Origin of the sequence: Streptomyces tateyamensis (genome assembly GCF_003205575.1) — a bacterium.
GTDB classification, from domain to species: Bacteria; Actinomycetota; Actinomycetes; order Streptomycetales; family Streptomycetaceae; genus Kitasatospora; species Kitasatospora tateyamensis.
In genome coordinates this window covers 1-21,878 of sequence record NZ_PYBW01000019.1, presented here as the reverse complement: position 1 = coordinate 21,878, position 21,878 = coordinate 1, and the positions used below count along the sequence as shown (strand labels likewise).

The window sequence follows — 21,878 nt, the reverse complement described above, 5'->3', positions numbered from 1 at the left end:
CAGCAGCGTGAATCGCCCGTGCAGTCGAGGCTCAGCCGGCCCGTCAGAGCTCACCTGTCACATCGTCACCTCACGTGCTCGCACGAGCTGGTGGGCCGTCAGCAAGCGTTGAGGACCGAAAGGCTGTCGAACCTTCGGGCAACCGGGGACGAATGTGGGACGACAACATCCCTTGTTCCTGGAAATCTACGCGCATCTACTTGCCCAACGTCCCTTTCGCGGTGACCATACGGACGGCAGTCATCTGAGCATGCACCGTCATCGAACGGAGGCACGGCGATGAGAAAGTGGAGAAGGAGATCGGCGAGTGCGGCGCTGGTAGCCGCCCTCGCCCTGAGTGGGCTCTCGCTGGTCGGGGCCGCGGGGGCCGGTGGGCGCCCGACGAGCGGCGTCGGCTCGTGCACGCTGAAGGGGTGGGACCCGGCGAGCAGTCCGGCGAACGCCAAGAACCTGCCGGCCGGCAAGCGGCCGATGAACTACAAGCCGGACGACTTCGACTGCACCGGCGCGAAGTTCGCCGCGCCCGGTGTCGAGTTCACGAAGTTCCCGCAGCCCAAGGACTTCAACATCACCAACAAGACCGTCATGCAGACGGTCAACGGGCAGCAGGCCGTCACGGCACAGCCTGCCGCGGCGGTGAACCCGACGGCGCCGTACTTCCCGCCGTTCCAGCACTTCGTGGTCATCTACCGGGAGAACCACACCTTCGACGACTACCTCGGCGACTGCGCGACCACGATCGCCGCCGGGTGCAACGGCCAGGTGCAGAGCACCAACCACATCAGCTCGGTGCCGAACCTGCACTCGCTGGCCAAGACCTACTCGCTGTCCGACTCGTACAGCACCGGGGTCCAGCCGCCGTCCGGTCCCAACCACTGGTTCCTGTTCTCGGGGCAGTCCTCGTCCAGCAGCCAGCAGCAGTCGTACCCCGCGAACGGCACGCAGTTCGACCGCTTCCTGCGGAGCGACTCCGGCCCCACCGACGAGGGCACCAACGCCTGCACGCCTCCGTCCGGCAGCAGCAGCGGCTCCAGCCCGTACACGTTCATCATGAACGGGGACATCTACTGGATGCTCAACAGCGGTAGCGGCTACTGGAAGAACCCGGGCACCGGCAAGGCCGAGGTGCTTCCGCCCAACCGCCCGGGGACGAACATCCCCGAAGAGCTGCACACCAACGAGTACACCTGCCTGAACCAGAGCATCCCCGACAGCACGGTGTCGAACGACTACCTGAACTTCATCAACACCAACGGGATGCCGGCGTACAACTACGTCGAGCTGTTCAACGACCACCCCGGCACCTACCAGGACGTCCCGGGCAACGACACGGCGACGAACAACATCGTCAACTCGATCATGACCAACCCGACGTACAAGGACAACACCCTGATCGTCGTCACCGAGGACGACACCCAGAACGGCAGCAACGGTTCGGACCACGTGAGCAACACCTACCGCGTGCCGCTGCTGGTCATCGGGAACCCGGCCTACGTGAAGCAGCACTACGTCTCGCACGTGGCGTACAACACGGGCAACGTGCTCGCGGCGATGGAACGCACGATGGAGAACGTGCACTCCGGCGTCATCGACCCGAACGACAACCTGGGCACCTCCACGTTCCCGATGACGACCGCGGACCAGGCCGCGCTCGGCGACCCGCTCGAGGACTTCTGGGTGCAGGGCTCGACCCCGCTGTCCGCGACCGCCAAGGGCTCGCCGACCAACGGCAACGCGCCGCTGACGGAGAACTTCACCGGCTCGGCCAGCGGCGGCACGGCGCCGTACAGCTACAGCTGGAACTTCGGCGACGGGGCCACCAGCACGACCCAGAACCCGAGCCACACCTACACCGCCGCGGGCACCTACACCGCGACGCTGACCGTCACCGACGCCGCCTCGCCCGCCCACACCGCGACCTCGCAGGTGACGACGACGGTCAGCGCCGTCGGCAATCCGCTGGCGGCCAGCGCCTCGGCCACCCCGACCTCCGGTCAGGTACCCCTGAACGTCGCCTTCACCGGCACCGGAACCGGTGGCACCCCGGCGTACAGCTACAGCTGGAACTTCGGCGACGGGACCACCAGCACCACCCAGAACCCGAGCCACACCTACAGCAACGCGGGCACCTACACCGCGACGCTGACCGTCACCGACAGCGCCTCGCCCGCCAACTCCGCGACCTCGACGGTGACCATCACCGCCGCTCCGATCGCCGCGACGGTACCGGGCGCACCCACCGGCCTGACCGGCACGGCCGGAACCGGGCAGGTCGCGCTGAACTGGACACCGCCGTCCAACACCGGCGGCGAGAACATCACCTCGTACAAGGTGTACCGCGGCACCGCCAGCGGCGGCGAGACGCTGCTGACCAGCGGCGGCTGCAGCGGCCTGGGCGCGGTGACCTCGTGCACCGACACGGGCCTGACCGCCGGTCAGACCTACTACTACACCGTCAGCGCGGTGAACGGCGTGGGCGAGGGGGCGAAGAGCAACGAGGCGTCCGCCACCCCCAGCGGCACCGGCTGCCAGGCGCGGCAGCTGCTCGGCAACGCGGGCTTCGAGAACGGCCCGTCCAACCCGGGCCCGTGGACGGTGACGTCGACGCACAGCCCGGTGGACGTGATCAGCAGCAGCACCTCCGAGCCCGCCCGCAGCGGCACCTACGACGCCTGGCTCGACGGCTGGGGCGCGACCACCACCGACACGCTGGCCCAGACCGTGACGCTGCCCAGCGGCTGTACCAACTACACCTTCAACTTCTGGATGCACATCGACACGGCCGAGACCTCGACCACCACGGCCTACGACACCCTCAAGCTGCAGGTGCTGAACAGCTCCGGCACCGTTCTCCGCACCCTGTACACCTACTCCAACCTCAACCACAACACCGGGTTCTCGCAGCACACCTTCAACCTGAGCGCGTTCGCCGGGCAGCAGGTGACGCTGAAGTTCACCGGCGCCGAGGACTACCAGAAGCAGACCTCGTTCGTGCTCGACGACACCGCGCTGAACGTCGGCTGAGCCTGACAGGCAGCTGATCGCGGCGGTATTCGAGCTCGCAAGGACGCCGGGGTGGTGCACTGCGGTGTACCACCCCGGCGCACCCGGTTCTGAGGATGGGACGGACACATGGAAACACCCATCGCGGTGCGGGGCCGCGGCATCACCAAGGTCTTCGGTGATGTCGTCGCGCTCGACCACGTCGATGTGAGCATCACGCAGGGTCAGATCCACGGCCTGGTCGGCCCCAACGGTGCCGGCAAGACCACCCTCCTCGGCCTGCTCCTGGGCCTGGCCGTCGCCGACGAAGGCAGTCTGGAGATACTCGGCGCCCCGCTGGGACGTGGGTCGGACGCGCCCGACGGTGTCTCAGGGTTCGTCGACGGGCCGGGGCTGTACCCCACGCTCACCGCGCGGCAGAACCTTGCGACGGTCGCCGTACTGAGCCCTGACGACGTGCCGACCCTGAGCGTGGACGAGGCGCTGGCCCAGGTCGGACTCACCGCGGCCGCCGATCAGAAGGTCCGCGGCTTCTCCCTGGGCATGCGGCAGCGGCTGGGACTGGCCGCGGCACTGCTGACCAGGCCCCGGCTGCTGGTGCTCGACGAGCCGTCCAACGGCCTGGACCCGGCCGGCAAGAGGCACGTGCACGGTGTCCTGCGCCGACTCGCGGCCGAAGGTGCCACCGTCGTCCTGTCGAGCCATCGGATGGACGACCTGGAGGCGCTCTGCTCCGAGGTCACCATCCTGGCCTCCGGGCGGGTGGTCTTCTCCGGCCCGGTGAAGAAGCTCTCCGACGAGGACCGCGAACTCGACTACCGGGTACGGGCCTCGGACCCGGCGGCCACCCGCGCGGTCGCGGCCGGAACGCCCGGCATCGAGATCCTCGAAGGCGGTGATGCCGCCGCGCGACCGGACACCGACGTGATCGTGGTACGCGCACGGGTGGCAGCCATGGACGAACTCGTGGTCCGGATGGTCCGCGAGGACATCGCGGTACGCGAGTTGGCACCCGTCGTCTCGCCGCTGGAAGCCGCCTTCCTCGCCCTGACCGACCAACTCGCCCGGACCGAGCCGGAGGCCGACCGATGACCGCGACCGCCACCGAGGCCCCCACCGCCGGGGCCGGGCCCGGGACTGCGCGCAGGCGCCCGGTCCCGGTCATCCGCATCCTCCGGATGGAGCTGGTCAAGCAGTTCTCCGCCTGGCGGGTCCGCCTGCTGCTCCTGCTCTGCTGGCTCGGCCCGGGCATCCTGGTCTTCGCGGTCGACCAGCAGGGCACCCTGCCGTCGGACACGCTCTTCGGCCGGTGGATGCACGCCACCGGCTGGGCCGGGTCGCTGGTGGTTCTCGGTGTCGCCGGCACCTGGGCGCTGCCGCTGGTCACGTCCATGGTCGCCGGGGACGTCTTCGCCTCCGAGGACCGGCTCGGCACCTGGCGCCACCTGATCGTCACGGTCCGCTCGCACCGGCGGATCTTCGCGGCCAAAGCGATCGCCAGCCTCGCCGTGATCGTGCTGCTCGTCGCGGGCCTGGCCCTGTCCAGCATCGGCGGCGGTCTGCTCGCGGAGGGGAACCAGCCGCTGGTCGGGCTGGACGGCCACCTGCTCACCGGTGGCGCCGCGGCCGGGGACGTCCTGCTGGCCTGGCTCTGCGCGCTGGCGCCGACGCTCGCCCTGGCCGCCATCGGGCTGCTCGGATCCATCGCCCTGGGCCGGTCCCCGATGGGCCTGCTCCTGCCCATGCTCGTCGCCATCGGCATGCAGGTCGCGCAGTTGCTGCCGCTGCCGGTCGCCGTGCGCCTGGCACTTCCCGGCTACGCCTTCATCTCCTGGAACGGCCTCTTCGCCGATCCCCGGCAGCTCGGGCCGCTGCTGATCGGCGTCGCGGTCAGCCTGGCCTGGGCGGTGGTCGCCACGGCACTGGCCTACCTGCTGTTCCTCCGCCGGGACTTCACCAACCTCAACAACGACGGCGCCGGGCGCAGAGCGCTGACCTCGGGCGTCCTCCCGCTGGCCGGCCTGCTGGCCGCGACGATGGCCGTCGTCGCCGCGGCGACCGGTGCGGGCGGTTCCGGCATCACCCAGGACAAGGTGCAGCGGTCGATGGCCACGGCCTTCGCCCACCTCTACCGGTACCAACAAGCCCAGATGCGCCAGCCGGCCGTCACCGAGGCCCAACTGCAGGCCACCGCGGTCTGCGACAAGAGCGAGGGCCTCGGCCCGCAGCAGGGCCCGGGCAACGACTGGCGCTGCACCGTCTCCTGGAACGTCCCCGGCTACAACGCCACCGCCCAGGCCGTCTACCAGCTCGACATCGCCGCGAACGGGCGGTACATCGCCGACGGAGACGGACCGGTGCAGCTGAACGGCTACTTCCTGATCGTCGTGGGAGGACAGGCGGTACCGAACCCGCTCTGGCAACTCGACGGCAACGTCGACCTGCTGCCGGGCTGAGGACGGAACTTCCGCACTGGGCGCCCGCGCGCGGTTCGGCCGGCCCCCGCGGGCGCCCTTGCCGGGGCTGGTCCAGCTCCTTGGCCGCTTACTGCTGCTGGAAGCGTCAGGCCACGCGCTGGATCGCCGAAGCCGGGCCCTTCTCCGGGTCGAGGACGACGGCGGCGACCCGGAACCCGGGGTTCAGGGCCGACCAGATCTCGTCCAGCAACTCGGCGCCGGTCGTGGCGTCCACCGTGGTCTCGTCGAAGGGCGCGGCGACGTGGACGGTCCGGCCGTCCGAACGGTACGTGGTCAGCAGCACCGCCTCGCCGGGCTCCAGGTCCTGCACGGCGAGCGTCATGACGTTGGTGGACAGCCGGCCGCCGGTGCTCGGGCGGGCAGCGCCGAGTACCGCGGTGCGCCCGCCGTCACGACTCAGCAGCGCGGTGATCCGCGACGTGCGGATCGGAGCGTCCGGTTCGTACTCGAGCCCGCCCAGCGACTCGGCGGCCGAGGCGCCGGACCGCAGCCGCTCGGTCACCTGGGCGACCTGTTCGCCGTTGCCGAATACCAGCCAGTCCGCGGTGCACTGGGCGGCGGCGTAGTGCCGGAGCGGGTCGTGACCGGTGGGCGTGACCGGCCCGACCAGCAGCTCGTCGCCGTCCACCCGGAGTGCACGGTCCTTGGACGCGGCACTGCGGCCGGTGAGGAAGTAGCCGCCCAGCACCGCTCCGGAGCGGGTGCGGGCGCAGAGCACACCGCGGCCCGGGTACGGGTTCGACGACAGCAGGGTGGTCAGGTCGCTCATGGGTGGCGCTTTCCTTCGTCAGTTCGAGTCAGCTCGAGTCAGGCCGGTCCGGCGTTCAGCGGCTCCCATTCTGTCGGTCCGCCAGCTAGCCACCTGTCACCTGGTCGCCGGGCCCCGGCCGGCTGTGGCATGCACCGTTCGAACCTGAATCCGGGTGCGAACAGGTGCCCGGACTGCCGATACTTGCCCGGGACCGAGAGAGGGCGAGGCGGACTTAGAGGGGGTCAACTCCCCGACGGACAGTGCGGCTCAGCACGGCGCACAGTATCGGCGCACACCGAACTGCCCACCACCACGCGCAGATCCGCGACGATCAGGACGGGTACGAGGCAACCAGATCGGGTCAACGGGGCAGCCGCCCCGAGCGGCGGGGGGCGCCGACCGGCCCCCGCCACTCGGGGGGCCTCACGGTGTCGCTAATCTGACGGTCCAGTAAACGGGTTGTGTGCGCGAGGCGATTCGCGCGCACCCGCCATCTACCGAAAGTCGAGCATGGGCATACAGGGGCGCACCCGCCGCGGCGGGGGGATCAGCAGATCGGCGTTGGTCCCGGTCATGGCGCTGATGGTCGCGTTGGTGGGGTTGAGCGCCGGGCAGGCCCGGGCCGACGTCACCACGATGTCGACGGATTTGCTGCGGACGGGGTGGGACAGCCACGAGCCGGGGCTCGGTCCGACCTCGGTGCAGGCGTCGGACTTCGGGCAGTTGTTCAGCACCCAGCTGGACGGGCAGGTCTACGCCCAGCCGCTGTCCGTCAACGGGACGCTGATCGCCAGCACCGAGAACGACAAGACCTACGGGCTCGACCCGGCCACCGGTGCCGTCCGGTGGACCCGCGACTTCGGCCCGACCTGGCCGTCCTCCGCCATCAACTGCGGTGACCTGGCGCCCAACGTGGGCACCACCGGCACCCCGGTGTACGACCCGGCGAGCAACGCGGTCTACCTCACCACCAAGGTGAACGACGGCGCGGACGTGCAGCACCCGCACTGGTACATGCACGCGCTCGACCCGGCCACCGGTGCGGAGAAGACCGGTTGGCCGGTCACCATCCAGGGTGCGCCGAGCAACGACCCGACCATGCCCTTCGACGCCTTTCACGAGATGCAGCGCCCCGGCCTGCTCCTGATGGGCGGGGTGGTCTACGCCGCCTTCGGCGGCCACTGCGACATGGCGCCCTACCGCGGCTACGTGGTCGGCGTCAGCACCACCACTCCGGGGATCACCGCGATGTGGGCCTCGGAGACCGGCGCGAGCAACAGCGGCGCCGGCATCTGGCAGGCCGGTGGCGCCCTGATGTCGGACGGCCCCGGCCGGATCTTCCTCGGCACCGGCAACGGCATCAGCCCGCCGGCCGGCCCCGGCAAGACGCCGCCGGGCGTGCTGGCCGAGTCCGTGGTCCGCCTGCAGGTCAACGCGGACCGGAGCCTGAGCGCGGCCGACTTCTTCAGCCCGGCCAACGCGCCGACCCTGGACCAGAACGACACCGACCTCGCCTCCGGCGGCCCGGTCGGCCTGCCCGACAGCTTCGGCACCCCCTCCCACCCGCACCTGATGGTGCAGCAGGGCAAGGACGGCCGGGTGTTCCTGCTCGACCGGGACAACCTGGGCGGCCGCTCGCAGGGGGCCAACGGCACCGACGCGGTGGTCGGCACCACCGGCCCGTTCCAGGGCCAGTGGGGCCACCCGGCGGTCTGGGGCGGCGACGGCGGTTACGTCTACCTGGTCGGCAGCAACGGTCCGCTGCGCGCCCTGAAGGCCGGCGTGACCGGCGACGGCACGCCCGCGCTGACCGCCGCCGGCACCAGCGGCGACTCCTTCCCCTACACCAGCGGCTCGCCGGTGGTGACCTCGGACGGCACCACCTCGGGCAGCGCCCTGGTCTGGGCGGTCTGGGCCGGCGGCCCGACCGGCGCGAACGCCACGCTGCGCGCCTACAACCCGGTCCCGGACGCCAACGGCAACCTGTCGCTGGTCTGGTCGGCCCCGATCGGCACCGCAGCCAAGTTCGCGGTCCCGGCCACCGACGGCAACCGGGTCTACATCGGCACCCGCGACGGCAAGGTCTACGGCTTCGGCCGCCCCGCCCGGGCCACCCTCACCGCCCAGTCCGTCGAACTCGGCCAGATCGGCGTCGGCAGCACCGGCACCGGCACCGCGACCCTGACGGCCACCACCGCGACCAGCATCACCGCGATCACCGCCGCCGCCCCGTTCGGCGTCACCGCGCCGACCCTGCCGATCAACCTGACTGCTGGTCAGCAGGTCTCGGTCCCGGTCTCGTTCACCCCGACGGCCGCCGGCGGCGCCGGCGGAGCGCTGACCGTGACCACCACGGCCGGCAGCTTCCTGATCAGCCTGCACGGCACCGGCACCAAGCCGGGGCTGGGCGCCTCCCCCGCCACGGTGGCCTTCGCGACCCAGCCGACCGGGACCACGGCGAGCCTCAACGTGCAGATCACCAACACCGGCACCGCCGCCGAGACGATCGGCACCGCCGCCCTGCCGGGTGCGCCGTTCACCGTCAGCGGCCTGCCGGCCGCGGGCACCTCGGTGGCCCCGGGCGCCTCCTTCGTCGCCACCGTGCTCTACGCCCCGACCGCGGCGGGCAAGAACACCGACACCCTCACGCTGAACAGCTCCTCGGGCTCCCTGGCCGTCCCGCTCACCGCCACCGCCGAGGCCGGCGTCGGGCACCTGACGCTCAGTCCGGCGACGCTGGACTTCGGCCAGGTGGCCGTGGGCAGTGCCAAGACCGTCTCGTTCGACATCACCAACGACGGCAACATCCCGGTGACCGTCACCAAGGCCAAGGCGCCCAACGACGCGTTCACCAGCTCCGCCCCGCTGGCCGAGGGCCTGGTGATCGGGCCGGACCAGGTGGTGCACCAGTCGGTCACCTTCACCCCGACCGCCCCCGGCGCGGTGACCTCCAACTACCAGCTGACCGGTGACGCCGGCCAGGGCTCCATGCTGCAGCCGCTGACCGGCACCGGCTTCGGCGCCCTGCCCGCCCCGGCCGCCAGCCAGTGGACCAACAACGGGGTCGCCACCCTGCCCGGCGGCGGCGCGCTCCAGCTGACCGGCCAGACCGGCCCGGCCGCCGGCTCCGCGTTCTACCGCAGTGCCGTGGCCACGGACGGCCTGACGGCGAACTTCACCACCCAGCTCGGCCCGGGCACGGGCGGCGACGGCCTGGCCTTCGTCCTCGCGGACGCGGGCAAGTCATCCGCCAACGCGCTCGGCGCCACCGGTGGCGGCGTCGGCTTCTCCGGGATCCCGGGCGTCGCGGTCGTCCTGGACACCTGGTGGAACCCCGCCCTGAACTCTGGCAACTACGTGGCGGTGGCCGTCGGTCCGAACTCCGGCACCGACAGCCTGACCTACCTCGCCGGCGCGAACGTGCCCGGCTCGCTGCGCACCGGGACCCACCAGGTCGCGGTCCAGATCGTCAGCGGCCACCTGAAGGTGAGCATCGACGGCACCCAGTACCTGGACACCACGCCGACCCTGCCCGCCACCGCCTTCGCCGGCTTCACCGCCGGCACCGGCGGCGCCGCGGACGTGCACGCCGTCTCCAACGTCAGCATCAGCACGGCGTCCCCGGGCGGCCCGGCGCTGACCCCGGGCACGCCCTCGCTCGACTTCGGCACCGTCCCGACCGGGGACACCAAGGGTCTGACCCTGACGCTCACCAACAAGGGCACCACCACCACGACGGTCACCGGCGTCACCGCGCCGGCCACCCCGTTCACCGCGACCCTGCCCGCCACCGGGGCCACGGTCGCCCCGGGCGCGGCCGTCCAGGTCCCGGTCGCCTTCGCACCGGGCGCGGCCGGCACCCAGAGCGGCAGCCTGACCGTCACCACCACCGGTGGCGCGACGACCGTGCCGATCACCGGCACCGGTACGCCGATCGTCCCGTTCGGGCAGCAACTGCCCGCGCCCAGCGACCCGTCCTGGGTGCGCAACGGCTCGGCCGCGCTGAACGGCACCGACCTGGTGCTCACCAAGGCCGGGGCCGGCGGCAGCACGGGCACCTCGTTCTACCCGACCGCGGTCCCGACCTCGGGGCTGCACGCCACCTTCACCAGCGAGATCGGCGGCGGCTCCGGCGCCGACGGCCTGACCTTCGCCCTGCTGGACCCGGCCGCGGCCACCAGCAGCGCGGTGGGCAACGGCGGTGGCGCGCTCGGCTTCGCGGGCCTGCCGGGCGTCGCGGTCGCGCTCAACACCTACTGGACCCCCGCGGCCAACTCCGGCAACTTCGTCGCGGTGGCCACCTCCACCGCCGGCGCCGCCAACCCGACCTACGCCTCGGTGAACGGCTCCGTCGCCGCGCTGCGGACCGGGACCCACACGGTGACGGTCGACTACACGCCGGTCAGCCACCTGGTGGTCCAGCTCGACGGCACCCAGGTGCTGGACACCGCCGTCCAGTTGCAGCCGAACGTGCTGGTCGGCTTCACCGCCTCCACCGGCGGCCTCGACGACAACCACATCGTGCGCAACGTGGCGATCACCGCGGGCAAGGCCCCGATGAAGGCGCTGCCGGCCTTCGGCGACGCGAGCTGGTCGGTCAACGGGACCGCGACCCTGAACGGCACCAGCGCCACGCTGACCGCTGCCGGCCAGGCTTCGGCGGCCGGTACCGTGATCAACAGCACGGCCGTGCCGTCCGCCGGACTCCACGTGACGTTCAACGAGCAGATCGGGGGCGGCAACGGAGCTGACGGGCTCGCGCTGGCGCTGTTCGACTCGGCCCGGGTCACCGCCAAGTCGCTCGGCGCCAACGGCGGGTCGATCGGTATCGGCGGTCTGCCCGCGACCTACGTCGGGTTCCAGACCTGGCCCGGCGCCGACGTCAACTCGTACAACTACGCCACGATCGGGACGAGCGGCCCGGCCAACATCCTGTTGGCCACCAAGCAGTCGGCGACCAACATCGCGGCGCTGCGCGGCTCGACCCACGCAGTCGACGTCCAGGTCACGGCCGCCGGGCACCTGGTGGTGACGCTGGACGGGACGCAGATCCTGGACAGCGCGGTCCAGCTGCCGCCGACCGTCCTGGTCGGGTTCGGCGGCGGGTCCGGCGGGATGACGGACAACCACGTCGTCAGCGGGGTGACCGTCCGCTACAACGGCTGACGGAACACCGGGTCCCGAAAGACGGCGGCCGGTGCGGTGGGAGCTCCCACCGCACCGGCCGCCGCCGCATGTCCCTCCGGGACGCCCCTGAGCGGCTGCTCGGGGTCAGCACCGGGCGATCCCCGATGGCGGCCGACCCGCGGCCGACGGGAGGATCGATCACATGACGAAGCCTCAGTTCTCCCTGGTCCGCCGCACTGCAGCCGTCGCCGCCCTGACCGGGCTGTGCACCCTGGGGGCGGTGCTGCCCGCAGGGGCCGCGACGCCGGCGCCCTCGCGGACCGCGCCGCTGAGCCTGCCGTTCCCCGTCGGCGAGTACCCGGTGGGCGCCGCGCCGCTGCACCTAGTGGACCGCGGCCGCGCCGATTCGTGGCGGCCCGAGCTGCCCGTGCGCGAGCTGGCGGCCACCGTCTACTACCCGGCCGCGCCCACCGGCGGCTGCCGGGACCGGGCGCCCTACATGCTGCCCGGCGCCGCCGCGCACTTCGATGCGGTGACCGCCAACAGCTACCTGGGGCTCGGCACCCCGGCCGGCACCGACTGGGCCGGCACCGCCACCCACGCCTGCCAGGACGCCCCGGCGGCCGCGACCGGCGGCCCGCACCCGGTGCTGGTCTACTCGCCCGGCCTGGGCGAACCGCGCAGCTGGGCCACCACCCTGGTCGAGCAGCTGGCCGCGCACGGCTACGTGGTGGTCACGCTGGACAGCACCTACGAGGCGCCCGAGGTGGAGTTCCCGGACGGCCGGGTGGCCACCAACGTCCCGTACGCCGACCCGGCCGCCTTCATCACCAAGTCGCTGGCCGTACGGACCGCCGACACCCGGTTCCTGCTGGACGAACTCACCCGGCTGGCCGCGGGCCGCAACCCGGACGCCGACGGCCGACCGCTGCCCGCCCGCCTGTCCGGCGCCCTGGACCTGGACCGGATCGGCATGTTCGGCCACTCGCTGGGCGGCACCGCCGCGGCCGACACCATGGCCGCCGACCCGCGGGTCAGGGCCGGGGTCGACCTGGACGGCAACCTGACCAACTTCGACGGCAGTCTGATGCCGGTCGCCGAGCACGGGCTGGACCGGCCGTTCCTGCTGGTCGGCACCGACAACCCGGACGGTGCCGACACCGCCCCCGGCTTCGCGGCGTTCCGCGCGAACACGCCCGGCTGGACCCGCCAGCTGCAGCTGCGCGGCGCCGCGCACGCCTCGTTCACCGACGCCGAGGTGCTGCTGCCCCAGCTGGGCCTGGACCGCGCGGAACTGACCAGTCGGCTCGGCACCCTGCCGCCGGCCGCCGCCCTGCGCACCGAGCGCGCGTACCTGGCCGCCTACTTCGACCACTGGCTGCGCGGCGGGGACTCCTGCCTGCTGGACGGCCCCTCGCCGGCCTATCCCGCGATGGGCTTCGTCGGCTGAGGTCCCCCGACCGGCTCAACGCCAGGGTTACCAATGCGTACGGATGGCCCCGTACCGACCCCCATGGCGCACCCCCTCCTCATATGATCGGAGCGACATGCGCCATGCTTGGTGAGGTAAAGCACGGTTTCAGTCAGCATGGTTTCAAGACGTGAGCTGCCCACCCCACCCGGTGGGCGGCCGAGAAGGAGGAAGCACGTGGACGATGTTCTGCGGCGCGCCGCGCTCTTCGCGGCGCTCGACGACGAACAGGCCAGCGAGCTGCGCGCTTCCATGACCGAGGTGACCCTCGCCCGTGGTGAGTCGCTCTTCCACGAGGGCGACCCGGGCGACCGGCTCTACGTGGTCGCCGAGGGCAAGGTGAAGCTGCACCGGGCCTCGCCGGACGGCCGCGAGAACATGCTCGCGGTGCTCGGCCCCAGCGAGATGATCGGCGAGCTCTCGCTCTTCGACCCGGGCCCGCGCACCGCCACGGCCACCGCACTGACCGAGGTCAAGCTGCTGGGCCTGGGCCACGGCGACCTGCAGCCCTGGCTGCACGCCCGCCCCGAGGTCTCGATCGCGCTGCTGCGGGCGATCGCCCGCCGGCTGCGCCGGACCAACGACGTGATGAGCGACCTGGTCTTCTCCGACGTGCCGGGCCGGGTGGCCAAGGCGCTGCTGGACCTGTCCCGCCGGTTCGGCGTGCAGTCCGAGGAGGGCATCCACGTCGCGCACGACCTGACCCAGGAGGAGCTGGCCCAGCTGGTCGGCGCCTCCCGCGAGACGGTCAACAAGGCGCTGGCCGACTTCGCCGGCCGCGGCTGGCTCAAGCTGGAGGCCCGCGCCGTGGTGCTGATGGACGTCGAGCGGCTCTCCCGCCGCTCGCGCTGATCCGCGGCGCCACCCGCAGGGACACTGTGCAGCACCGGCTCCGCCCCTGCCGCTGATCCGTCCTCAGGGACCACGGGCCGTCAGATCAGCCCGTGGTCCTCCAGGTAGCGCAGCTGGGCCCGCACCGACAGCTCGGCGGCGGGCCACAGTGCCCGGTCCACGTCGGCGTAGACCCGCGCCACCACCTGCTCGGCGGTCCGGCAGCCGGCCTCCACCGCGGTCTCCACCTGGGCCAGGCGCGCGGCCCGGTGCGCCAGGTAGTACTCGACGGTGCCCAGCGCGTCCGCCAGCACCGGCCCGTGACCGGGCAGCACGGTGCGCACCCCGTGCTCGGCCGCCAGCGTGCGCAATCGGCGCAGGGAGTCCAGGTAGTCGCCGAGCACCCCGTCGGGGTGGGCGACCATGGTGGTCCCGCGGCCCAGCACGGTGTCCCCGGTGAGGATCGCGCCGTCGGCCGGCAGGTGGAAGGTGAGCGAGTCCGCGGTGTGCCCGGGGGTGGCCACCACCCGCAGCTCCAGGCCGCCGACCTCGATCACCTGGCCGCCGTGCAGCCCCTCCGTGCCGAGCCGGTGCGCCGGGTCCAGCGCCCGCACCGCGGTGCCGGTCAGCTCGGCGAACCGGGCCGCGCCCGCCGCGTGGTCGTGGTGCCCGTGGGTGAGCAGGGTGAGCGCGATCCGCCGGCCCTGCCGCTCGGCCGCGTCCACCACCGCGCGCAGGTGGCCCTCGTCGAGCGGACCGGGGTCGACCACCACCGCCTGGTCCGAGCCGGGCTCGCAGAGCAGCCAGGTGTTGGTCCCGTCCAGCGTCATCGGGGACGGGTTGGGCGCGAGCACGCACAGTGCGCGGGCGGTGGCGGCCCCGCCGACGGTGTCGGCGGGGTCACCGGGCAGTGGAGTGGTCACCGGCCGCCCTCGGTGCGGCGGACCAGGGTGCGGGATTCGAGGTCGCGGACCAGGGTGCGCGCGGTCAGCTCGGCGAACGGGCCGCCGTCCTCGCAGCCCAGCCGCCGGTTCAGCGAGCGGGGCTCGACGCTGCGGGCGGGGAGGGTGCGCACCTGAGCCACGTCGTTGTGGGTCATGGGTCCTGTCCTTCCTTAGGTGGAGGGGTCGTCCTCGGGGTAGACGCCGTCGATGGTCAGCTCTTCATACCCCGACCAACGAACGGTCATTCGATCACCCGTCACCTCGGCCTGACCGAGGACGGGGGTCACCGTGCGCCGCTCGGCGGTGGCGAGCGCCTCGCCCGCCGAGCGCAGCGGCAGCAGCTCGCGCAGCACCGAGACGGTCGGCGGCAGCATGCCGTACCGGCCCTCGGCGTAGCCGCGCACCGCGGCGGCGGGCGTCAGCCAGGCCACCCGGTCCGCCTCGCCGACCTCGTGCGCGGCCTGCTGGCCGGGCGGCAGCGCGGCGACGAAGAACCAGGTGTCGTACCGGCGCTCCTCGAAGGCCGGCGTCACCCATCGGGCCCAACCGCCCAGCAGGTCGCTGCGCAGCACCAGCCGGTGCTCCCGGCAGAACTCGGCGAAGGAGAGCTGGTGCGCCTCCAGCGCGGCCCGCTCGGCGCGCCAGTCCCGGGCGGCGGCCACCTGCTCGGCGTCCGGGCCGGCCAGCAGCACGCCGGCCTCCTCGAAGGTCTCGCGCACCGCCGCGCAGACCACCGCCTGCGCCGTCGCCGGGTCCACGCCCAGCCGGTGGGCCCACTGCTCGGGGCTCGGGCCGGCCCAGGGAGGCGGCGCCTCGGCGTCGCGCGGGTCCACCCCGCCACCCGGATAGGCGTACATGCCGCCTGCGAACGCCATCGAGCCGCGCCGGCGCAGCAGGTACGCCTCGGGCTCCCCGGCACCGTCGCGCAGCAGCACCACGGTGGCCGCGCGCTTGGGCGCCGGCGGGGTCAGCCGGCCGGCGGCCAGCGCCCGGATCCGGGCGGGCCAGCCGGGCGGCATCGGGAGCCCGGTGGGGCTCGGTGGCACGACGTGGGTCGGGCCGGGCGGGTTCGCAGCCATGCCCGGATGCTATGCATCCGGGCATGGTGCTGAGAAGAGTCGATCTCAGGCGGTGCGGACCCGGACCTGGATCTCCACCTCGACCGGGGCGTCCAGCGGCAGCACCGCGACGCCCACCGCGCTGCGCGCGTGCACGCCGGCCTCGCCCAGCACCTGGCCGAGCAGCTCGCTGGCGCCGTTCACCACGCCGGGCTGGCCGGTGAAATCGGGGGCCGAGGCGACGAAGCCGACCAGCTTGACCACCTGCTCGACCAGGTCCAGGTCGCCGATCACCGACTTCACCGCGGCCAGCGCGTTCAGCGCGCAGATCTGCGCCAGCGCCTTGGCCTGCTCGGCGGTCACCTCGGCGCCGACCTTGCCGGTGTGCTCCAGCTTGCCCTTGACCATCGGCAGCTGGCCCGAGGTCAGCACCTGGTCGCCGTTGCGCACCGCGGGGACGTACGCGGCCACCGGCGCGGCCACCTCGGGCAGGGTCAGGCCCAGCTCGGCCAGCCTGGTCTCGACGGCACCCATCAGCTCTTCTCCCGCTTCAGGTAGGCCACCAGCTGCTCCGGGTTGTTCGGCCCGGGCACCACCTGGACCAGCTCCCAGCCGTCCTCGCCCCAGGTGTCAAGGATCTGCTTGGTCGCGTGCACGAGCAGCGGCACCGTTACGTATTCCCACTTGGTCATGGGGGTGACTCTAGACGGTTCGCAAGGCCGTCCGGCGGATGTGAGGTGGGCCACAAAGCGGGCCGCCGATCGGGTCGGTCGCCGGATGCTCCCGGCATCCGGCGCGGGTGCTGGTTACGCTCGCAAAAGGGCACCGGCGAACGGACGGAGGCGGAGCGTGGACTGGGAGGGCGTGCGGCTGCACGTGGTGAGCGGCAAGGGCGGCACCGGCAAGACCACGCTGGCGGCCGCGCTGGCCCTGGCCCTGGCCGCTGAGGGCCGCCGGACCCTGTTGATCGAGGTGGAGGGCCGACAGGGCATCGCCGAGCTGTTCGGGATCGCCGCGCTGCCGTACCAGGAGCGCAAGGTGGCCACCGTGTCGCCGGCCCAGGTGGGCGCGGCGGGCAAGGGCACCGGCGAGGTCTTCGCGCTGGCCATCGACACCGAGCAGGCGCTGCTCGAGTACCTGGACATGTTCTACAAGCTCGGCCGGGCCGGGAAGGCGCTGCAGAAGGTCGGCTTCGTCGACTTCGCCACCACCGTCGCCCCGGGGGTGCGGGACGTGCTGCTCACCGGCAAGGCCTGCGAGGCGGCCCGCCGCAAGGGCCCGGACGGGCGCCGGGTGTACGACGCGGTGGTGATGGACGCGCCGCCCACCGGGCGCCTCACCAGGTTCCTGAACGTCAACTCCGAGGTGGCCGGGCTGGCCAGGTTCGGTCCGATACACAGTCAGGCCCAGGCGGTGATGGGCGTGCTCAGGTCGCCGGAGACCGCGGTCCACCTGGTCACCCTGCTGGAGGAGATGCCGGTGCAGGAGACCGTGGACGGCTTCGCCGAGCTGCGCGCGGCCGCGCTGCCGGTCGGCGGGGTGCTGGTGAACATGGTGCGCCCGCCGGTGCTGGACGCCGCCGCGGTGGCCGCGGTGCACGGCGACCACCGCGAGGAGGTGGCGCAGGCGCTGCTGGAGGCCGGCCTGGGCGGGCGCTCCCGCACCGCGGCAACCCGGCGGGCGGCGGTGGAGCCGCTGCTGGACCCGCTGCTGGCGCAAGCCAGGGAGCATGCCGAGCGGGTCGCGCTGGAGCAGGAGCAGCGCGCCGACCTGGCGGCGCTCGACCTGCCGAGTTACGAACTCCCGCTGCTCGGCGGGGGTGTGGACCTGGGCGGCCTGTACCGGCTGGCCGGCGAGCTGAAGCGGCAGGGGGCGGCATGACCGGCGCGAGCGGACCTGCGGGACTGGACGTGGACCGGCTGATCGACGACCCGGCCACCCGGATCATCGTCTGCTGCGGCTCCGGCGGGGTCGGCAAGACCACCACCGCGGCCGCGATCGGGCTGCGGGCCGCCGAGCGGGGCCGGCGCACCGTGGTGCTCACCATCGACCCGGCCCGCCGACTGGCCCAGTCGATGGGCCTGACCGAGCTGGACAACACCCCGCGCCCGGTCAAGGGCGCGGCCGGGGCGGACGGTCCGGGCGAGCTGCACGCCATGATGCTGGACATGAAGCGGACCTTCGACGAGGTGGTGCTGGCGCACGCCGAGCCGGAGCGGGCCCGGGCGATCCTGGAGAACCCCTTCTACCAGTCGCTCTCGGCCGGGTTCGCCGGCACCCAGGAGTACATGGCGATGGAGAAGCTGGGCCAGCTGCAGGCCACCGGCAGCTGGGACCTGATCGTGGTGGACACCCCGCCGTCCCGGTCCGCGCTGGACTTCCTGGACGCACCCGGCCGGCTCGGCTCGTTCCTGGACGGGAAGATCATCCGGGTGCTGATGGCCCCGGCCAAGGTCGGCGGCCGTAGCGCGATGAAGTTCCTCAACGTCGGGATGGGGCTGCTCACCGGCACCCTGGGGAAGATCTTCGGCGCCCAGCTGCTGACCGACCTGCAGACCTTCGTGGCCGCGATGGACTCGATGTTCGGCGGCTTCCGGGAGCGGGCCGAGAGCACCTACCAGCTGCTCAAGGCGGACGGCACCGCCTTCCTGGTGGTCGCGGCGCCGGAGCGGGACGCGCTGCGCGAGGCCGCGTACTTCGTGGACCGGCTGGCCGCGGACGAGATGCCGCTGGCCGGGCTGGTGCTCAACCGGGTGCACTCCACCGACGCGCCGCAGCTCACCGCGGAGCGGGCACAGGCGGCGGCGCAGCTGCTGGAGGAGAACGGCGCGGACCACGAGCCGCGGCAGGCCGAGGCGGAGGCCCTGGCCGCAGGGCTGCTGCGGCTGCACGCCGAGCGGGTCGAGGTGATGGGGCGGGAGCGGCGCACCCGTGACCGGTTCGTCTCGGTCTATCCCGATGTGCCCATCATCGAAGTGCCGGCATTGGCCGGGGACGTGCACGACCTGGACGGCCTGCGGGTGATCGGCCGTCAGCTGGCGGGAACCGACTGAGCGGGCGCCAGAGGACTGACGGTCCGCCAGGACTGGCGGACCGGTACGCACTGGCGGGCTGGTGCGGCGGCGTGGGGGGAGGCGGCCGGCAGCAGCCCGCCCTCAGCCCGCCTGCGCGTAGTCCACCAGGATGACCCCGGTGGCCAGCGACTCCTCGTACTCCATCCGGGCGGTCTCCAGCAGCCGCCGCCAGGAGATCACCGTCGGCCGGCGGCGCAGCAGGGCGCGGCGCTCCCGCTCGGTCATCCCACCCCAGACACCGAACTCCACCCGGTTGTCCAGCGCGTCCGCCAGGCACTCGGTGCGCACCGGACACCCGCTGCACACCGCCTTTGCCCGGTTCTGCGCTGCCCCCTGGACGAAGAGCTCGTCCGGATCAGTGGTGCGGCAGGCAGCCTGCGCGCTCCAGTCGTCTACCCAGCCCGTCACGGCGCCGTCCTCTCCCTCATCGAGGTTCCCCCACGGCGGCAACGGCATATTCACCGTTGCCAGTTGAGGACGTTACGGAAGATTGGCGAGACGCAACAGCCCCTTGGGGTCCAATCTCGAATGACCCGATCGGACTATGGGTGCCGGGCAGATCACTCGTTGGAGTGATCGCAGGTCGTGGGCCTTGCACGGTCCCGAAAGGCCCTTTTGTCACTCAGCGCCACCACGGACGCCGCCCCACTGCCCCGCCAGCCGAGATGAATGACGGTTCGAAGTACCTCATAGCCCGTCAAACCGGACAACTCTTAACACCCACAGGAGTGTTCACTGCACACGGAGCGAAGCTGTCGCAAGGCTGTGACAAGCGTAGGCGAACACGTGCCCCGATGGGCCGGAATCCACAACGTAGAGTCCTCACCATGGCTTCGAAGCGCGACTTTGCAGCCCAGCGCTCCCCCCGGCGGACTTCCCCTCTGGAGTTGGCCGGCCACGGGATGACGTTCCTGGGCGTCAGCATCCTCTCCGGCGTGCTGCTCGCCGGCCTAGCCCTGCCCGCCGTCGGCGCGGTCGGGCTCGGGGCCAAGAACGGCGTCGAGAGTTTCGACAACATCCCCGACGACTTCAAGACGCCGACCCTCTCCCAGGCCTCGTACATCTACGACAACCAGGGCAACCAGATCGCCAAGGTCTACGCCCGGGACCGCACGATACTGACCCAGGACCAGATGTCCCCGCTGACCCGGCAGGCCCAGGTCGACATCGAGGACAACCGCTTCTTCCAGCACGGCGCCGTCGACCCGAAGGGCGTGCTGCGCGCCATCGGCAAGAACGCCTCCACCGACGCCGCCTCGCAGGGCGCCTCCACGCTGACCCAGCAGTACGTGAAGAACGTCTTCGTCGAGGAGGCCGGTGACGACCAGGCGGCCTTCGCCGAGGCGACCAAGAAGAGCATCGGCCGCAAGATCAGGGAGCTGAAGTACGCGATCAAGCTGGAGGAGGAGCTGTCCAAGGACCAGATCCTCACCAACTACCTGAACATCACCTTCTTCGGCCACCAGGCCTACGGCGTCGAGGCGGCCGCCCAGCGCTACTTCGGCAAGAGCGACAAGGACCTGAGCGTCGCCGAGGCCGCGACCCTGGCCGGCCTGGTGCAGAACCCCACCGCGTACGACCCGCTGCTGCACCCCAAGGCCGCGCAGACCCGCCGCGACACCGTGATCGACAAGATGCTGGAGTACCACCACATCACGGCCCAGCAGGCGAAGGAGGCCAAGGACACCCCACTCGACCTGAGCCACTACCACGAGCCGCAGAACGGCTGCATCACCGCCAACAACGGCGAGGGCTTCTTCTGCGACTACGTGCGCAAGGTGGTGCTCTCCGACCCGGCCTTCGGCGCCTCGGCCGCTGAGCGGTCCAAGCTCTGGACCCAGGGCGGGCTGAAGATCTACACCACCCTGGACCCGGCCAAGCAGGCCGACGCCTACAAGGCGGTCACCACCAAGGTCTACGTCACCGACACCGTCTCGGCCGCGATGACCATGCTCAAACCCGGCACCGGCGAGATCCTGGCGATGGCCCAGACCCGGCCCTACGGCCTGGACAACGGCAAGCACCAGACCGTGGTCAACCTGAACGTGGACGCGGCGATGGGCGGCGGCAACGGCTTCCAGCCCGGCTCCACCTTCAAGGCGATCGTCGCCGCCGCCGCGATCGAGGGCGGCAAGGGGCTGGACCAGAGCTACCCGGCGCCGGCCTCGATGCCCTACCCCTCGATGACCACCTGCAACGGCATGTACAAGGCCGACGGCTCGGTGATCCCGAACGACAGCCCCGACGAGAAGGGGCCGTTCCAGATGCCGGAGGCGATGGCCCGCTCGATCAACACCTACTTCATCCAGATGGAGCAGGACATCGGCATGTGCGCCGTCACCCAGATGGCCAGCAAGCTGGGCATCAGGGGCAAGGCCAGCGGCAAGCCGCTGGACCCGTTCCCGGCGCTCGGCCTGGGCACCGAGGAGATGAGCCCGCTGGACATGGCGGGCGTCTACGCCACCTTCGCCTCCCGCGGCGTGCACTGCGACCCGGTCGCGATCAAGTCGGTGACCAGCATCGACGGCAAGAACCTGGCCGTCCCGAAGGGCAACTGCAACCAGGTGATCCAGCAGACCACCGCCGACTCGATCAACACCCTGCTCAAGGGCGTGACCGAGAAGGGCGGTACCGGTGCCGCCCTGGGCCTGGACGACGGCCGCATGATCGCCGGCAAGACCGGTACCGCGGACAAGCGCCAGGCCGCCTGGTTCGACGGCTACACCCCCGACCTGGTCGGCGTGGTCTGGCTCGGCGGGCCCGAGGGCAACGTCCCGATGGTCGGGAACATCAAGATCGGCGGACGCTCCTTCGCCGGCGACGGGGGCGTCTACGGCGCCACCGGCCCCGGCCCGATCTGGGTCCAGGCGATGAACGCGGCGCTGGCCGGCACCCCGGCCAGCAACTTCGTCACGGTCGACCTGCCGACCGCGCCGAGCTCCTCGCCGTCACCGATCCCGGGCGACCAGAACAGCCCCGGCGGCCCCGCGACCCAGCCGCCGCCGGGCACCCCGAACCCGCCGCCGGGCGGGGGCTTCACCTTCCCGCCGGGCCTGATCGGCGGCATCGGCCCCACCGGCAAGCCGACCCGCCCCGGCCACCACTGACCGGACGGCCGGGCGCGGGAGCGGCCGGTGCCCGC

16 protein-coding genes are annotated in these 21,878 nt (G+C 72.1%); 9 read left to right on the top strand and 7 right to left on the bottom strand.

Annotation, left to right across the window (positions count from 1 at the left end):
* Positions 1–279: 279 nt before the first annotated feature.
* The 3 genes from C7C46_RS37205 (at position 280) to C7C46_RS05555 (ending at position 5,459) form a co-directional block, all read left to right on the top strand.
* Positions 280–3,024, top strand: coding sequence for a PKD domain-containing protein (locus C7C46_RS37205; protein WP_110666310.1), 2,745 nt, complete (start codon positions 280–282; stop codon positions 3,022–3,024).
* A 108-nt stretch (positions 3,025–3,132) separates the two neighbouring features.
* On the top strand, positions 3,133–4,095 hold the full coding sequence (locus C7C46_RS05560) for an ABC transporter ATP-binding protein (RefSeq protein ID WP_110666308.1): 963 nt from the start codon (positions 3,133–3,135) through the stop codon (positions 4,093–4,095).
* Positions 4,092–5,459, top strand: coding sequence for an ABC transporter permease (locus C7C46_RS05555; RefSeq protein WP_110666307.1), 1,368 nt, complete (start codon positions 4,092–4,094; stop codon positions 5,457–5,459). Before C7C46_RS05560 ends, C7C46_RS05555 begins: the two co-directional genes overlap by 4 nt.
* 106 nt (positions 5,460–5,565) lie before the next feature.
* Here C7C46_RS05555 and C7C46_RS05550 read toward each other — a convergent pair whose 3' ends face one another.
* Positions 5,566–6,249 carry an IMP cyclohydrolase gene (locus C7C46_RS05550; protein WP_110666305.1) on the bottom strand — a complete coding sequence of 228 codons (684 nt, stop codon included), beginning with the start codon at positions 6,247–6,249 and terminating at the stop codon, positions 5,566–5,568.
* Between the two features lie 555 nt (positions 6,250–6,804).
* Here C7C46_RS05550 and C7C46_RS05545 point away from each other — a divergent pair.
* The 3 genes from C7C46_RS05545 to C7C46_RS05535 all read left to right on the top strand — a co-directional run bounded on the left by C7C46_RS05545 (position 6,805) and on the right by C7C46_RS05535 (position 13,681).
* Positions 6,805–11,397, top strand: a complete 4,593-nt coding sequence (locus C7C46_RS05545) for a choice-of-anchor D domain-containing protein (protein WP_146258995.1) — start codon at positions 6,805–6,807, stop codon at positions 11,395–11,397.
* Positions 11,398–11,560: 163 nt separating this feature from the next.
* Positions 11,561–12,808 (top strand): alpha/beta hydrolase family protein, encoded by a 1,248-nt coding sequence (locus C7C46_RS05540; RefSeq protein WP_110666301.1) that lies wholly within the window; start codon positions 11,561–11,563, stop codon positions 12,806–12,808.
* Positions 12,809–13,006: 198 nt separating this feature from the next.
* Positions 13,007–13,681: a Crp/Fnr family transcriptional regulator gene (locus C7C46_RS05535; RefSeq protein ID WP_110666299.1), complete on the top strand. Its 675-nt coding sequence runs from the start codon at positions 13,007–13,009 to the stop codon at positions 13,679–13,681.
* Positions 13,682–13,761: 80 nt separating this feature from the next.
* Here the strand turns inward: C7C46_RS05535 and C7C46_RS05530 are convergent, their stop codons facing one another.
* The 5 genes from C7C46_RS05530 to sp36 form a co-directional block, all read right to left on the bottom strand.
* Entirely contained in the window at positions 13,762–14,583 is an 822-nt protein-coding gene (locus C7C46_RS05530; RefSeq protein WP_110666297.1) for an MBL fold metallo-hydrolase, read from the bottom strand.
* Positions 14,580–14,759 carry a hypothetical protein gene (locus C7C46_RS05525; protein WP_110666296.1) on the bottom strand — a complete coding sequence of 60 codons (180 nt, stop codon included), beginning with the start codon at positions 14,757–14,759 and terminating at the stop codon, positions 14,580–14,582. Before C7C46_RS05525 ends, C7C46_RS05530 begins: the two co-directional genes overlap by 4 nt.
* 15 nt (positions 14,760–14,774) lie before the next feature.
* Positions 14,775–15,623 (bottom strand): NUDIX hydrolase, encoded by an 849-nt coding sequence (locus tag C7C46_RS05520; RefSeq protein ID WP_110666377.1) that lies wholly within the window; start codon positions 15,621–15,623, stop codon positions 14,775–14,777.
* Positions 15,624–15,728: 105 nt separating this feature from the next.
* The gene (locus C7C46_RS05515; RefSeq protein ID WP_110666294.1) at positions 15,729–16,196 is read right to left on the bottom strand and encodes a RidA family protein; all 468 of its coding nucleotides are present in this window, start codon (positions 16,194–16,196) and stop codon (positions 15,729–15,731) included.
* Entirely contained in the window at positions 16,196–16,354 is a 159-nt protein-coding gene (sp36, locus tag C7C46_RS05510) for a Sp36 family protein (RefSeq protein WP_095874066.1), read from the bottom strand. The genes C7C46_RS05515 and sp36 overlap by 1 nt, the downstream gene beginning before the upstream one ends.
* A 157-nt stretch (positions 16,355–16,511) precedes the next feature.
* Here sp36 and bagA point away from each other — a divergent pair, with 157 nt between their 5' ends.
* The gene (bagA, locus tag C7C46_RS05505) at positions 16,512–17,543 is read left to right on the top strand and encodes an ATPase BagA (RefSeq protein ID WP_245984201.1); all 1,032 of its coding nucleotides are present in this window, start codon (positions 16,512–16,514) and stop codon (positions 17,541–17,543) included.
* Positions 17,540–18,715, top strand: a complete 1,176-nt coding sequence (gene bagB, locus C7C46_RS05500) for an ATPase BagB (RefSeq protein WP_110666290.1) — start codon at positions 17,540–17,542, stop codon at positions 18,713–18,715. The genes bagA and bagB overlap by 4 nt, the downstream gene beginning before the upstream one ends.
* 102 nt (positions 18,716–18,817) lie before the next feature.
* On the opposite strand, the gene C7C46_RS05495 is transcribed toward bagB, so the two are convergent.
* On the bottom strand, positions 18,818–19,192 hold the full coding sequence (locus C7C46_RS05495; protein WP_110666288.1) for a WhiB family transcriptional regulator: 375 nt from the start codon (positions 19,190–19,192) through the stop codon (positions 18,818–18,820).
* Between the two features lie 371 nt (positions 19,193–19,563).
* Here C7C46_RS05495 and C7C46_RS05490 point away from each other — a divergent pair, with 371 nt between their 5' ends.
* The gene (locus C7C46_RS05490; protein WP_110666287.1) at positions 19,564–21,843 is read left to right on the top strand and encodes a transglycosylase domain-containing protein; all 2,280 of its coding nucleotides are present in this window, start codon (positions 19,564–19,566) and stop codon (positions 21,841–21,843) included.
* The last annotated feature ends 35 nt before the right edge of the window (positions 21,844–21,878 follow it).